General features: G+C 54.9%; 12 protein-coding genes, 1 pseudogene and 1 riboswitch. Of the genes and pseudogenes, 9 read left to right on the forward strand and 4 right to left on the reverse strand.

Translation table 11 applies throughout. The annotated features are described in order from the left end of the window. Positions 1-40: 40 nt before the first annotated feature. From QZ197_RS03005 to QZ197_RS03035, 7 genes and pseudogenes are all read left to right on the forward strand, one after another. Positions 41-379 (forward strand): annotated as a pseudogene (locus tag QZ197_RS03005) (transposase); the annotation flags it as partial. A gap of 341 nt (positions 380-720) precedes the next feature. Continuing rightward, positions 721-806, forward strand: a riboswitch (glycine riboswitch). A 163-nt stretch (positions 807-969) separates the two neighbouring features. Further along, positions 970-2,091: a glycine cleavage system aminomethyltransferase GcvT gene (gene gcvT, locus QZ197_RS03010; RefSeq protein ID WP_296429889.1), complete on the forward strand. Its 1,122-nt coding sequence runs from the start codon at positions 970-972 to the stop codon at positions 2,089-2,091. Positions 2,092-2,104: 13 nt separating this feature from the next. After that, positions 2,105-2,467 (forward strand): glycine cleavage system protein GcvH, encoded by a 363-nt coding sequence (gene gcvH / locus QZ197_RS03015; protein WP_296429891.1) that lies wholly within the window; start codon positions 2,105-2,107, stop codon positions 2,465-2,467. 16 nt (positions 2,468-2,483) lie between these two features. Next, a complete protein-coding gene (gcvP, locus tag QZ197_RS03020) occupies positions 2,484-5,327 on the forward strand; it encodes an aminomethyl-transferring glycine dehydrogenase (RefSeq protein WP_296429893.1) in 2,844 nt (947 codons plus the stop codon). A gap of 364 nt (positions 5,328-5,691) precedes the next feature. Next, positions 5,692-6,345 carry a protein-L-isoaspartate O-methyltransferase gene (locus QZ197_RS03025; protein ID WP_296429896.1) on the forward strand — a complete coding sequence of 218 codons (654 nt, stop codon included), beginning with the start codon at positions 5,692-5,694 and terminating at the stop codon, positions 6,343-6,345. 59 nt (positions 6,346-6,404) lie between these two features. After that, entirely contained in the window at positions 6,405-7,766 is a 1,362-nt protein-coding gene (locus QZ197_RS03030; protein ID WP_296429898.1) for a TolC family outer membrane protein, read from the forward strand. 70 nt (positions 7,767-7,836) lie between these two features. Further along, positions 7,837-8,502, forward strand: coding sequence for a hypothetical protein (locus tag QZ197_RS03035; RefSeq protein ID WP_296429900.1), 666 nt, complete (start codon positions 7,837-7,839; stop codon positions 8,500-8,502). Positions 8,503-8,505: 3 nt separating this feature from the next. Here the strand turns inward: QZ197_RS03035 and QZ197_RS03040 are convergent, their stop codons facing one another. Then, positions 8,506-9,951, reverse strand: a complete 1,446-nt coding sequence (locus QZ197_RS03040; protein ID WP_296429902.1) for a cobyric acid synthase — start codon at positions 9,949-9,951, stop codon at positions 8,506-8,508. 53 nt (positions 9,952-10,004) lie between these two features. Here QZ197_RS03040 and QZ197_RS03045 point away from each other — a divergent pair, with 53 nt between their 5' ends. Beyond that, a complete protein-coding gene (locus QZ197_RS03045; RefSeq protein ID WP_296429904.1) occupies positions 10,005-10,583 on the forward strand; it encodes a cobalamin biosynthesis protein CobQ in 579 nt (192 codons plus the stop codon). Positions 10,584-10,640: 57 nt separating this feature from the next. Here QZ197_RS03045 and QZ197_RS03050 read toward each other — a convergent pair whose 3' ends face one another. Further along, positions 10,641-10,964 carry a DUF6280 family protein gene (locus tag QZ197_RS03050; protein ID WP_090199793.1) on the reverse strand — a complete coding sequence of 108 codons (324 nt, stop codon included), beginning with the start codon at positions 10,962-10,964 and terminating at the stop codon, positions 10,641-10,643. A gap of 224 nt (positions 10,965-11,188) precedes the next feature. Here QZ197_RS03050 and efp point away from each other — a divergent pair, with 224 nt between their 5' ends. Then, complete coding sequence (gene efp, locus QZ197_RS03055; protein ID WP_296429909.1) at positions 11,189-11,752, forward strand: elongation factor P; 564 nt, start codon at positions 11,189-11,191, stop codon at positions 11,750-11,752. 1 nt (position 11,753) lies between these two features. Here the strand turns inward: efp and QZ197_RS03060 are convergent, their stop codons facing one another. Both QZ197_RS03060 and QZ197_RS03065 read right to left on the reverse strand, forming a co-directional pair. Continuing rightward, entirely contained in the window at positions 11,754-12,488 is a 735-nt protein-coding gene (locus tag QZ197_RS03060) for a folate-binding protein (RefSeq protein WP_296429911.1), read from the reverse strand. Between the two features lie 4 nt (positions 12,489-12,492). Further along, positions 12,493-14,271 (reverse strand): ABC transporter ATP-binding protein, encoded by a 1,779-nt coding sequence (locus QZ197_RS03065; RefSeq protein WP_296429913.1) that lies wholly within the window; start codon positions 14,269-14,271, stop codon positions 12,493-12,495. Positions 14,272-14,282: the final 11 nt, after the last annotated feature.

The raw sequence follows: 14,282 nt of genomic DNA on the forward strand, positions 1-14,282 counted from the left end.
GATCATAGCCTTTTGATCAACATCATTCCGAAGGTGTTATGGGCCCGAATATATCTCACGTTATATGGATCTGTGGGCAAACCATCGCTGAGTCGTACTGGACTTCAATAGACCACAAAAACAAACCGACAATTCATTCATTGAGGCATTCAACGGAAAGTTCCGCGAGGAATGCTTGAACGCGCATTGGTTCTTGAGCCTTGCAGATGCAGCCGAAAAGTTGGAGACTTGGCATAGTCACTATAACGAAGAACGGCCCTACAGCGCGATTGGAAATAAGTCACCGATCATGCTCGTAAAATCAGAAGGTGATACCAGCAACCAATCTGATCATAGCCGGAATCATCTAGACCGACTTGGTCAAAGGTTGGGGGCATGAGCACAAAATTCCAAGGGCTCTGTGCAAAGCTGGAGGGAACTTGGGGTTCAGGTCAATATTCACAGCCCTCAGATCAAGATTTTGTGTCCCACTATCGGGTTGGACATGTGCTTGAACAACAGCTTGTCAGCGGATGGAAATTGATCCTTCCGATGTGCCAGTCTGACTAAGCTATCGACATTGATTTGAACTTCTTGTCCACTTCAGCGCGATTGGATGTCTATTCACGGGCTGATAAGATTGATCGGTGGCGTTCTCAACGTGCGACAGTGCCAGAGGGACTTGGCCACAAGCAAGACAAACTGCTTGCCTACAGTCTTCTAACAGGCAAGGATGAAGGTACATCGACGTTGGGAGAACCAGCTAAGCTGGTGCCGAAGGAGCAACCGCCCCGGAAACTCTCAGGCAAACGGACCGACGTCGACACGAAGACTCTGGAGAGTGGTACGCAAATTGTGCCCGCCGAAGGGATAGCAATCTCAGGCAACCGGACAGAGGGGGCATCACGCGTGAAAGCATGGCTTTCGCGTCCAAGTGGTGCCGCAAGATATCGCGATATCTGAACGGCCGATTTAGAAAAGTGGCCTGAAATGACTGATCTTTTTCATACTCCTCTGCATCAGCTTCATGAAACGCTTGGCGCAAAGATGGTGCCATTTGCGGGCTATGCAATGCCGGTTCAATACCCGATGGGTGTGTTGCAAGAACACATTCATACCCGCACGAAAGCTGGACTATTTGACGTCAGTCACATGGGGCAGGTGGTCATCAAAGGCCAGGATTACGCGGCTGTCGCAACAGCGTTAGAAACGTTGATCCCGGTCGATATCCTTGGACTAGGTAAGGATCGGCAGAGGTACGGGTTCTTCACCAACGAAGCGGGCGGCATCTTGGATGATCTGATGCTGGCTAACCGCGGGGATCACATCTTTGCTGTGGTAAACGCAGCCTGCAAGGCGGCCGACATTGACTATATGAAAGCCAATCTAAGCGGTGTCACAGTAACCGAGATTGCAGATCGTGCGCTGCTTGCATTGCAAGGACCAGCAGCCGAAGCCGTCCTGTCGGCATTAAATCCGAATGCCGCAAGTATGCGGTTCATGGACGTGGTAAACCTGTCGCTTGCTGGCGCTGAATGCTGGATTTCGCGGTCGGGGTACACTGGCGAGGATGGCTATGAGATTTCAGTACCCGCCGCACAAGCCGAAGCATTGGCAAGGGAATTGCTTGCGCATGCTGATGTCGCGCCTGTCGGACTTGGCGCGCGCGACAGCTTGCGGCTGGAAGGCGGGCTTTGCCTGTACGGGCATGATATCGATACCGACTCCACACCAACACAAGCCGCGCTGAATTGGGCGATCCAAAAGGTGCGCCGCAGCGGTGGCGACCGATCAGGCGGATTTCCTGGCGCCGATGTCATTTTGGCTGAATTGACTGATGGTGCTGCGCGCAAAAGAGTTGGTTTGCTACCTGAGGGGCGCGCACCGATGCGCGAGGGCGTGCAGCTATTTGCCCAAATTGATGACGAAAGACCCATTGGAAAGATCACGTCTGGTGGCTTTGGGCCGACGGTCGGGGCGCCCATTGCGATGGGGTATGTGCCAACCGCGCAGTCCACAATCGGTACCACGATCTATGGCGAGCTGAGAGGCAAACGCCTGCCACTAACAGTCGCTCAGCTACCTTTCACCCCTGCTAATTTCAAACGCTAAAAACACGGAGAAAATGATGAAATTCACTGAAGAGCACGAATGGCTGCGCCGCGAAGACGACGTTGTCGTTGTGGGTATTACCGAACATGCAACAACCCAATTGGGCGACATCGTCTTTGTTGAACTACCCGAAGTTGGCACCACAGTCACCAAAGACGAAGAAGTTGTCGTGATCGAAAGTGTCAAAGCAGCCTCTGACATCATGTCCCCGATTGACGGCGAAATTGTTGAGGTCAACACCGCGCTTGCTGACACTCCCGCGCTCGCAAATGATGATGCGATTGGGGCAGGTTGGTTCTTTAAGATCAAGCCGTCCGACCCGTCTCAGATGGACGAGTATATGGACGAAGCCGCTTACAACGCTTTTATCGCCTGACAATCCGGAGCCTGACATGACCTTCACCCCCACAAACTATCTGCCTTATGATTTTGCCAACCGGCGTCACATCGGACCATCGCCTGCGGAAATGGTAGAGATGCTGAATGTTGTGGGGGCTGCTGATCTGGATGCGCTTATCTCTGACACGCTTCCGGCGAAGATACGGCAGGCGAAACCGCTTGATTTTGGCAAACCAATGTCGGAGCGCGAACTGCTGCATCACATGAAGATCACTGCGTCCAAGAATAAGGTCTTAACCTCACTCATTGGGCAAGGCTATCACGGCACTGTCACGCCACCGGCAATCCAGCGGAACATCTTTGAAAACCCTGCTTGGTACACGGCTTACACGCCTTACCAACCCGAGATTTCACAAGGGCGGTTAGAGGCGCTTTTGAACTTCCAAACGATGGTTTCCGACCTGACGGGTTTAGAAATCGCAAACGCCTCTTTGCTGGACGAGGCAACAGCTTGCGCCGAGGCGATGACTATGGCGCAACGGGTCGCCAAGACTAAGGTCAAAGGCTTTTTCATCGACGAAAACTGCCACCCTCAGAACATTTCCGTGATGAAGACGCGTGCCGCGCCTTTGGGGATCGAAGTCACCGTGGGCAAGCCTGACGATATGGACGCCACTGAAGTTTTCGGCGCGATTTTCCAGTATCCCGGCACTTACGGACATTTGCGCGACTTCACGCCCGAGATTGTCAAGCTACATGCCGCCAACGCCATCGGCATCATCGCGGCCGATCCACTGTCGCTGACGTTGTTCAAGGAACCCGGTGCGATGGGGGCCGATATCGCGGTCGGGACCACGCAACGGTTTGGCGTTCCTGTAGGCTATGGTGGGCCGCACGCCGCATATATGGCGACCAAGCAGAACTATGCCCGTTCCATGCCCGGTCGGCTGGTTGGGGTGTCCATCGACAGTCACGGCAACCGCGCCTACAGGTTGTCGCTGCAAACCCGCGAACAGCATATCCGTCGCGAAAAGGCGACTTCGAATGTCTGTACCGCGCAGGCGTTGTTGGCTGTGATGGCTGGCTTTTACGCTGTGTTTCACGGTCCCGAAGGGCTCAAGGCGATTGCCCAACGGATTCACCGCAAGACTGCGCGACTTGCAGAAGGGATCAAAGGCGCGGGCTTTGACGTGCGGCCCGCTACTTTTTTTGATACGGTCACTGTCGAGGTAGGTCCATTGCAAGCTGCCGTGATGAAATCGGCAGTGGATGAAGGCATTAACCTGCGTGCCGTTGGGGCTACCCAAATCGGCATCACTTTAGACGAACGCACGCGCCCCGCCACGATCGAGGCCGTCTGGCGGGCCTTCGGGATCGACCGCGATGATAAGGATTACACGCCGCATTATCATGTGCCGGAAAAGCTGATCCGCACATCCGAGTATTTGACGCATCCGGTGTTCCATATGAACCGCGCAGAGACCGAGATGATGCGCTACATGCGCCGCTTGGCTGACCGCGATCTTGCGCTGGATCGCGCCATGATTCCGTTGGGGTCCTGCACAATGAAGTTGAACTCGGCTGCTGAAATGATGCCTGTGTCATGGGACGAATTCTCGCTTTTGCACCCCTATATTCCCCGCAATCAGGCGGCGGGTTACATGGAAATGATCGACGATCTGTCTGCCAAGCTTTGTGATGTGACTGGATACGATGCGATTTCCATGCAGCCCAATTCCGGCGCGCAGGGTGAATACGCAGGCCTTTTATCGATTGCGGGTTATCACCGCGCAAATGGCCAAGGACACCGCAACATTTGCCTTATCCCGATGTCAGCGCACGGCACCAATCCGGCTTCCGCACAGATGGTCGGCTGGAAAGTTGTTCCTGTTATGTCTGCCTCCAACGGTGACATTGATATGGAAGACTTTCGTGCGAAGGTAAAAGAGCATGCGGATAGCCTTGCTGCTTGCATGATTACCTACCCGTCAACGCACGGCGTATTCGAGGAAACCGTAATTGACGTTTGCAATGTTGTGCATGACCACGGCGGTCAGGTTTACATCGACGGGGCGAATATGAATGCAATGGTTGGACTGTCGCGCCCTGGTGATTTGGGCGGCGACGTCAGCCATCTGAACTTGCATAAAACGTTCTGCATCCCCCACGGCGGCGGCGGTCCGGGTATGGGGCCAATTGGTGTCAAAACCCATCTGATACCGCATCTTCCCGGTGATCCGACATCTGGCGAAGGTGCCGTTTCCGCAGCTGCCTTTGGCTCGCCTTCACTACTGCCGATTTCATGGGCGTATTGCCTGATGATGGGTGGCGAAGGGCTAACACAGTCCACCCGCGTCGCTATCCTGAACGCTAACTATATTGCCAAACGGCTCGAAGGGGCTTTCAACGTCCTTTATAAGGGGCCAACAGGGCGGGTTGCGCATGAGTGTATTATCGACACGCGCCCATTCGCCGAAAGCGCCCATGTCACCGTGGATGACATTGCCAAACGGCTGATGGATTGCGGGTTTCATGCCCCAACAATGAGCTGGCCAGTTGCGGGCACGCTGATGATCGAGCCAACTGAATCCGAAACCAAAGCAGAGTTGGACCGCTTTTGTGATGCCATGCTCGCAATCCGGGCTGAAATCGGTGAGATCGAAAACGGAAACCTCGATCCAGAGAACAACCCGCTGAAGAACGCACCGCACACAATGGAAGATCTTGTGAAAGACTGGGACAGGCCATACTCCCGTGAAACAGGGTGTTTTCCGCCTGGCGCCTTCAGGATCGACAAATACTGGCCGCCAGTGAACCGGGTGGACAATGTTTGGGGCGATAGAAACCTGACTTGCACCTGCCCCCCGATGTCCGACTATTCCGATACCGCTGACTGAGATGAATCGTGCCAATCTGCTTTCCAGCGTGCTTCTGACGGTGCTCGCCTAGGCTTATCTGACGCTTTATGGGCGGAATTGGGTGTGACACCATGGCATCGCTTTGGACATAGACCATACTCTGGGATTCTGTTCAGAAGTGTGCCGCGCTTTTAACATCGTCCCGTGATCAATCCATTGATATTGCCTTGGCTAAGTTGCCTTCTTGAAAAGGCGGGTAAGCATAAGTTTAAGTTAACATTTATCGGTCTGCGGAGGCCTTTTCCCAATTCTGACAAACCTACGTCCGCGGCACCTTCAATGTTGCTGCCTTTCACCAACTATGGCATGAAGTAGGAAATCACTGAACGAAAGAGTTTAGCTCGTGACAGACTATACGTCCCGCCGCACAATGATGGTCGACACACAGGTCCGGCCCTCTGACGTAACAAAGTTCCCGATCATCGATGCGATGCTCGCGATCCCGCGTGAGGCGTATGTGCCTGATAATAAGCGCGAGGCAGCCTATGTAGGCGAGAATTTGGTCATTGATGCGAACCGCGTCATGCTAGAACCCCGTACGCTAGCCAAGATGCTTGAAGTTCTTGATGTGCAGCCGTCGCATGTCGCGCTCGATGTGGCTTGCGGGCTAGGGTATTCTACGGCGATTCTATCCAAGCTGTGCGAATTCGTGGTTGCTGTTGAAGACGATGCGGCGCTTGCACAGGAAGCGCAAAGCATATTGTCCGAAAATGGCATCGACAATGCTGCTGTAATGACGGGCGTTTTGGCCGAAGGTTCGCCCAAGTCCGGCCCCTATGACATTATCATGGTCCAAGGCGGCGTCGAGCATGTTCCAGCGCCCTTGCTTGATCAATTGCGCGAGGGAGGGCGGATCGCATGCGTCTTCCTAGAAGGTACATTGGGTGTCGTGCGCGTCGGCCACAAGATTGACGGTGCCGTGAACTGGCGTTTTGCATTCAATGCAAGCGCGCCTGTTCTGGACGGCTTTAAGAAGCGTGCTGTTTTTGCGCTTTGAGCGATCAAATGCGCGTCCAGTGAGTGGCGCAACACAGAAAAAAACAAAGGTGACGCAGAATGAAACTTAAGGGTTTGGCCATAGTAGCGGTCGCAATGTCGATGATGACGGCACCAGCCGCACAGGCGGAATCGCTGTCTGATGCGTTGGCCTCTGCTTACAATAACTCTGGTTTGTTGGATCAGAACCGTGCGCTTTTGCGGGCCGCCGATGAAGGTGTTGCGCAATCGATGGCGGCGCTGTTGCCTGTGATTGGCTGGTCGTGGACTGCGAGCCGCACGCGCCGGTCTGAGGACAGCCCAGAGTTGCAGGATACGTCAGTTGCCCGCGTGACAGGCAGCTTGACACTCTACGATGGGGGCGCGAGCAAACTTGCCACCGAAGCCCAAAAAGAGATCGTATTGAGCACACGCCAGTCGCTGCGCAATGTAGAGCAAAGTGTGCTTTTGCGTGCTGTTCAATCGTATATGAACCTTATTAGCGCACGTGAATTTGTTCAGTTGCGCGAAAATAACGTACGCTTGATCACCCAAGAATTTCGCGCTGCTCAAGACCGTTTTGAGGTAGGGGAGGTGACCCGTACCGATGTTGCATTGGCCGAAGCACGCCTTGCAGCGGCCCGCAGCCTACTTGCAGCCGCACAAGGTGATTTGGCCGTTTCTGCAGAGGAATTCCGCGCAGCCGTTGGGCGTGCGCCAGAAAGCCCGCGTGCGGTTACAGCGGCACCCGTGTCGCGCAGCTTGAATGATGCCAAAGCATTCGCCGTACGCAATCACCCCAGCATTCTGGAGGCGCAGCACAATGTCTCTGCGGCAGAATTGAATATCCGACGCGCACAGGCTGCCGTGAACCCAACCGTATCACTTGATGGTTTCTACTCACGTGACCGCGACGACAACGGGACACTGCAGACAGGCGTTACAATCTCGGGCCCAATCTATCGCGGTGGATCGATCTCCAGCCAAGTGCGTCAGACCCGTGCGAACCGCGATGCGGCCCGTTCTGGTCTACACCTGAGCATTATCGCAATCGAGCAGCAGGTCGCCAGCGCCTATGCACGACTGCAGGTGGCGCGCGCGACCCGCGAAGCATCAGAGCAGCAGATTAGTGCCGCAACCGTTGCCTTCCAAGGTGTGCGCGAAGAGGCGACGCTTGGATCACGGACGACGCTTGATGTGCTGAACGCCGAGCAAGAATTGCTTGATGCACGTGCAAACCGCATCGCTGCGCAGTCCGATGAAGTTGTCGCGTCGTATTCAGTGTTGTCTGCGATGGGTCTCTTGACCGCCGATCATCTGAACCTTGGTGTCCAGCAATATGATCCGTCAGAATACTATAATTTGGTGAAAAACGCACCTATTCAGCGTTCGCCCCAAGGTGACGCGCTTGAGCGTATTTTGGAATCAATCGGCCAAGACTAAGCGATTGTTGTTTGGGTTTTGGTTTTGCGCTACGGTTTATCCACAGGGTGTAGAACGAGGATAGCATAAGATGTCCAATATCGCGCGAACGGACGAGATCGACAAAGTCGTGTCATCGGTACGTGATTTTGTTTCGCATAAGGATCAGCAAAAGGCGAAAGCCGCAGAACGCCTTGTTTTGTTGCCAGATCAACGCATTAGCGCTGAGGCGGCGGCAATGGAAGCCGCAGAATATGCGCTATTGTCCGACATGCACGGCGATGGGCACGACACCAGCAATGTCTTGGTTTTAGAACCTGATCAACCTGCAGATCGTGCCGGTCTTGAAGCCACAATCGCAGAGCTTGAGGCGGCAGTCACAGCGCAATCCGATGATTGGGAAGCAGACGAAGGCGAGAATTTCGCCCAAGCGGCTTGGGCCGCAAGTGCCTTTGAAACACCAACAATCGAAACAGTTGAATCCGCAACCGCGCGGATAGACGAAACTGATGCGGCACCACAAGAAGCGGCCTCACAGGTTGCCGACCATGACGATGCGGCAGATGATCTGGATACTTCTCTTTTGGCCGACATAGACGTCAATATCGATAATGAAACATTGCGGGCCTTGGTGATCGCAACGGTTCACGAAGAACTTGGTGGCGAGATGGGCGAACGTATCACGCGCAACGTGCGTAAGTTGGTCCGCCGCGAGATCAACCGCGTGTTGGCAACCTACGAAATCAGTCAGGACTAGGTTCTAGCGCGCGAGCGTCAGCAGCCGGTCAATATCCATATGTGTTTCAAGATGGTCAGCAAGGCGATCGAGTGTGTCTTGCACGCTCGCCTCATAGCTGTACGCGGTCACCGGTCTGCCGAGTTGCGAAAGAAATGCACTGCGAAACGCATCTGCCGTGAAAAGGCCGTGCAGATAGCACCCCAAGACGCGACCATCTGCTGACGCAGCCCCTTCGCCACGCCCGTCTAGCGACAACCAAGCGCGGTTGCAGTCGGGGCCGTCGGTCACACCGATATGGATTTCGTAGCCTGTTACCGGGTCGCCAGTTGGCAAATAGGTGGCTTGCGACAATGCCAAACGCTTTTGCGGGGCCATGACGGTGCTGATATCCAACAGCCCCAACCCTGCGACACGAGCGGGGGCACCTTCGATCCCATCATCGTCGATGATTTCGCGACCCAGCATCTGGTAGCCACCGCAGATACCAAGCACGTGACCGCCGCGCCTGACATGCGCCGCTAGATCGATGTCCCAACCTTGGGCGCGGAAATGCGCCAGATCAGCAATCGTCGACTTGGATCCGGGTATGATGATCAGATCGGCGTCGCCGGGCAGGGGCCGTCCTGCTTCGATTATCTCAACGCTAACGCCGGGGGTCGCGGAAAGCGGATCAAGGTCATCAAAATTGGCAATGCGGTTCAGGCGAGGCACCGCGATCTTGATGTCGCCTCCGGTTTTGCTGGCGATGTCCATCACATCCTCTGCAGGCAGCTTCCAGGCATCTGCGAACCACGGAATGATGCCCAGTGGTGCCCATTTTGTGCGTGCGGCAATGATATCCATACCATCGTTGAACAGCGTTGTATCACCGCGAAACTTGTTGATGGCAAAGCCTTTGATAAGCGCCTCGTCCTCGGGTGGCAAAACCGCGTGAGTGCCAACAAGCTGCGCAATCACACCGCCGCGGTCGATATCGCCGATCAGCACGACAGGGACATTTGCAGAAGTTGCAAAACCCATGTTGGCGATGTCACCTGCCCGCAGATTTACTTCTGCGGGGCTGCCGGCGCCCTCAACGATCACTAAATCGCGGCCTTGCCCGATTCGACCAAAGCTTTCCAGAACCGGCGGCAATAGTTTCGATTTCATCTTGCCATAGTCGCGGGCCTTCATTGTGGCAAAACGCTTACCTTGCACGATCACCTGCGCGCCAATGTCCGTTTCCGGTTTCAGTAGCACGGGGTTCATATCTACCAACGGTTCCAACCCGCACGCCAACGCCTGCAGAGCCTGCGCGCGGCCAATCTCGCCGCCATCTGCTGTGACGGCTGCGTTGTTGGACATGTTTTGCGGTTTGAACGGGGCGACTGACATGCCGCGCCGCACGCATGCCCGCGCGATCCCTGCAACCAGCATCGATTTTCCGACGTTCGAACCCGCCCCTTGGATCATGATTGCCTTGGTCATCGTGTTCCCCTTCAGCTAGCTTCATACGTGCGCATCCGGCGCGGGGAAAGACCATGAACACGCCAGCGCATCTGATTTTTGGCCTAACCGCTTTTGGAAAGGCGGGGCGACCTGCAGTCACGGCTGCGGCCCTCACGGGGGCAATGCTGCCGGACTTGTCTCTTTACCTGTTGGTTGGTTGGCATCTGCAGGTTTTGGGAACTGATCCGCAGGTCGTTTTTGGGCAGCTCTACTTTTCGGATGGCTGGCAAAGCATTTTCCGGATCGACAATTCATTCATCCTTTGGGGAATCGCATTTGCTATAGGCGCCATGATGCGTGCGCCCATTGTGATTGCTTTATGTGGCGCGGCATTGCTGCATCTGGGATTTGATTTTTTACTGCACAATGACGATGGTCGCGCGCATTTTTGGCCGCTCAGCAACTGGGTATTTCAAAGCCCCGTCAGCTACTGGGATCCGGATCACTACGGCAATATCGCCGGTTCGGTCGAAGTCGCGTTGTCGTTGTTGTGCTGTGGCATCCTGTGGCGGCGGTTCGTAGGGCGGTGGATGCGTGCGCTTATTGTTCTGCTGGGCCTGATCGAGTTTGCGCCGTTCGTTATCTTTGCGTTCATGTTCGCGGGGCCCTGAAACGCAAAACGCGGCCCCAAAAGGACCGCGTTTTTGAACTGCTGTCGGCAGCTATTCTTATGCAGCGCGCGCTTCTTGCTCGGCTGCGTTGCGGCGTTCGCTTTCTTCGCGCGACAAGGCCACGGACGTGCGGACACCTTTGCCAACGAAATCCATCAGGCCGCTGACAACGCGCTCGTTCGGGTCAATGCCAGCGCAAGACAATACTTCACGGCCATCACGCGAACGCGCCCAACGCGCGATCTGCTCTGGTCCGTTGCCATATTTCTTGTCATCCGCAATCGCATCGTCGAGAGCGGCGAGAACAACAGCTGCAAAGAGCTTACGGGCACGGTTACCTTGTTCATTGTTGAACGCCGTACCGTCGACGAAATCTCGCATCATATTTCCTTTTTTTGCTCTTGTAGTTGGTGCGTGATAGCCTTTATGCCTGTTTTAAAGCGATTCGGGGACACTCATTTTGCATGGCAGCCATGCATTAAGCGCATATCTCGAATGCTGATCCTTCAGTACTTTTGATTGTCTTGTCAGGCTCTCACCTGCCAGACATAGGCTGGTCAGACGTTCTTTCAACCTTAACCTCCGCATTTGAGACATAGTAACCCATGCCCAAAATTAACGGTAACGAAATCCGCCCCGGAAACATTCTGGATCATGAAGGCGCCCTTTGGGCGGCTGTAAAGGTTGACCATGTAAAGCCCGGCAAGGGTGGCGCGTTTGCACAGGTTGAATTGAAAAACCTGCGCGATGGCCGCAAATTGAACGAGCGTTTCCGCTCTGCTGACAAGGTAGAGCGCGTGCGTCTGGATCAAAAGGACCAGCAGTTCCTGTTTGGGGACGGGGAAATGCTGACATTTATGGACAGCGAAACTTACGAGCAAATCGCCCTGCCTGCAGATATCTTGGGCGACCGGCGCCCGTTCTTGCAAGATGGCATGACAGTTAAGATCGAATATTACGGTGAAGAAGCGCTAAGCGTCAGCTTGCCTCAAAAAGTTGTCTGCAAAGTTGCCGAGACAGAGCCTGTCGTCAAAGGCCAAACGGCTGCCAACAGCTTTAAGCCAGCAACATTGGACAACGGCGTGCGGGTAATGATCCCACCGTTTGTGGGCCAAGACGAAGATATTGTCGTGAACACAGAGACCTTCGAATATCAAGAACGCGCCTAATTTATGTCAGGCGGGTGATTGTCGCATCCCCCGCCTGCATCACGCCTTCTGCGCGATCAAAGCGCAGATAGGCCAGCGCCTCATCTCCTGAAATTGTGTGCAGCGTGCCGACAGGCTTGCCGTCAGCAGTGATTGCGTCACCAGTTTGCGCGGTGCCGCTGATCTGAACGCGCGCCAAACCCTTTTTCAGAACTGTTTTATGCTTCATTCGGGCGACAATTTCTTGGCCGACAAAGCAACCTTTTTTGAAATCAACACCGTGCAGCGCCTCGAAACCGGCCTCTAGTATATATGTGTCCTCGGTCAGCTCTATTCCGGTTGTGGGGACCTCGTAGGCTACGTTGACAGCATTCCAGTTGGTGCTGTCGCTGATGTCTGTTTCGCTATAAGCCCGCCAGCCCAAAGCTGGATGGCGTGGATCAGCTATTGCGCCATCGGGCATCGGGCCAGTCCCGCGTGACACGATTAGATCGGTCTGCGCAATCTCGACTTTGGCGCGTAGGCGGTACATCATTAAACGCTGGCCCAGCATTTGTGCGTGTGATGTGGCCACGTCAAGCAGCAGGCGGTCGCCTTGACCAATCACAAAGAAATCGACGATGAACTTGCCTTGCGGGGTTAGCAGTGCTGTGTAGATGATATTGTCCGCAGCCTTCGCCACGTCGTTCGTGACCAGCCCTTGCAGGAAATTAATCCGGTCGTCGCCGCTGATCGAAATGACTGTACGTTCAAGCACTATCTTAGCTTTCTGTTTGCGAAAATTGCAGGCGGTGCAAATCGGCGTAGATCCCGCCGCGTGCAATTAATGTATTGTGGTCACCCTGATCGACAACCCGTCCTTGATCCATCACGACGATTGAATCGGCATTGCGCACAGTCGAAAGGCGGTGCGCGATGACAAGCGTCGTACGACCCGTCGCAAGTTTCTCGAGCGCTGATTGCACAATCGCCTCTGACTTTGTGTCGAGCGCACTTGTGGCTTCGTCCAGCAGCAAAATCGGGGTGTCACGCAATAGCGCACGCGCAATCGCGACCCGCTGGCGCTGTCCGCCAGACAGATTCGATCCGCGGGGCCCTGCAGGACTGTCCAAACCATTTGGCAATGCGGGAAGGAAATCGGTGACATGGGCAGAGTCAAGGACGGCTTTGAGCTGCGCATCGCTGACATCCTGGCGGCCCAGCAGAATGTTATCGCGCAACGTTTCATCGAAAAGAGCGGCGTCTTGCGTGACGACTGAAAACAGTCCCCGCAGATCAGCCAGATCGTAGTCGCTGATCGACGCCCCATCAATGGATGCAGTGCCTTGTTGGCCTTCGACCAAGCGGGTCAGGACGTTGAAGATTGTGCTTTTGCCTGCACCAGACGCGCCGACCAGCGCCGTCGTTTTGCCCGCCGCAGCGGTAAAGCTGGCCCCGCGCAAAACAGGCAGATCGCCATAGCTTAGATGTAAATCGTCTAGCGCAATCTGCGGAGCACCTGAAGGCGCCGCTTTGCCCTGCGCTGGCGATAAGATCGTAGGCTTAAGGTTCAGTACATACTGCAGCCGCTCGACGCTGGCCGCGGCCATTTGCCATTGACCACTCATTAATCCCAAGCGGCGTAGCGGGTCAAACGCGAGAGACATGGCTGTGAAAAACGCCATGAACTCGCCATTGGTCTTTTCGCCGCTAATGATTTCGCCGCCGCCATAAAGCATGACGCCCAGAAAACCGATTCCGGTCATGATGTCGATCAATGCGGGCACCGCTGCCTGACCGACGGATGTGCGGACTTCTGCATCGACGCCCTGGCGGATCAGCGCGTCATAACGCTTGGCTTGGTATGTCTCGAGAGCGTTAAGTTTAATGGGGTTAATGCCATGAAACACTTCGTCCAAGCGCGTTGAAATCCGGCCTGCTATCTCGCGGGAGTTGCGCGCACGACGGCGGATATAGGCTTGAACCATCAACGATGGCAGGATCAGCAGTGGGATGCCGACAACTGCGATCAACGTCCATTTCCAGTCAATCCAGATTGCGACTGCCAACAATCCCAACAGCGAAATCAGATCGCGGGCCAATGCGGTTAATATGCTGCTCCAGACGCTGTTGATGACGTTGACGTCGCCTTGTACCCGCTCGATCAGTTGGCCGGGGGGGTGGATTTGAAAGAACCCACTGTCCAGCGTCATCAGGTGGCGTAGCATATGTTGGCGCATCGCGGCTGCCGTTAGTTGCTTTATTAGCGCCATTAAGATGCGCTGTCCCGCCGATGTCACAGCGCGCACAAAGAAGATCGTCATGATTGCAAAGCCCACAAAGTATAGGGCATCGCGGTCACCGGCCGTAAAGACATCATCGAACATAGGCTGGATGAGGCGGCTGATCAGGGCCAGCATCGACCCTTCGATCATCATAAGAATGATTGCACCAGCAAGCCACCATTTTTGCGGGCGCAAATAATCGCGCCAAAGCCACCAAAAAAGCGTTGTGGCTGATTGCTGTTTGCCAGCGTGTGTCGTGGGGGTTGGCGGGGGCATCAAAAGCCTTT

The sequence above is a fragment of the Yoonia sp. genome (assembly GCF_017854415.1).
GTDB lineage: Bacteria > Pseudomonadota > Alphaproteobacteria > Rhodobacterales > Rhodobacteraceae > Yoonia.

Excerpts from the sequence above, each read along its gene's own strand:
- gcvT (WP_296429889.1), top strand. The coding sequence starts at position 970 with ATGACTGATCTTTTTCATACTCCTCTGCATCAGCTTCATGAAACGCTT.
- gcvH (WP_296429891.1), top strand. The coding sequence starts at position 2,105 with ATGATGAAATTCACTGAAGAGCACGAATGGCTGCGCCGCGAAGACGAC.
- gcvP (WP_296429893.1), top strand. The coding sequence starts at position 2,484 with ATGACCTTCACCCCCACAAACTATCTGCCTTATGATTTTGCCAACCGG.
- QZ197_RS03030 (WP_296429898.1), top strand. The coding sequence starts at position 6,405 with ATGAAACTTAAGGGTTTGGCCATAGTAGCGGTCGCAATGTCGATGATG.
- QZ197_RS03035 (WP_296429900.1), top strand. The coding sequence starts at position 7,837 with ATGTCCAATATCGCGCGAACGGACGAGATCGACAAAGTCGTGTCATCG.
- QZ197_RS03040 (WP_296429902.1), bottom strand. The coding sequence starts at position 9,951 with ATGACCAAGGCAATCATGATCCAAGGGGCGGGTTCGAACGTCGGAAAA.
- QZ197_RS03045 (WP_296429904.1), top strand. The coding sequence starts at position 10,005 with ATGAACACGCCAGCGCATCTGATTTTTGGCCTAACCGCTTTTGGAAAG.
- QZ197_RS03050 (WP_090199793.1), bottom strand. The coding sequence starts at position 10,964 with ATGCGAGATTTCGTCGACGGTACGGCGTTCAACAATGAACAAGGTAAC.
- efp (WP_296429909.1), top strand. The coding sequence starts at position 11,189 with ATGCCCAAAATTAACGGTAACGAAATCCGCCCCGGAAACATTCTGGAT.
- QZ197_RS03065 (WP_296429913.1), bottom strand. The coding sequence starts at position 14,271 with ATGCCCCCGCCAACCCCCACGACACACGCTGGCAAACAGCAATCAGCC.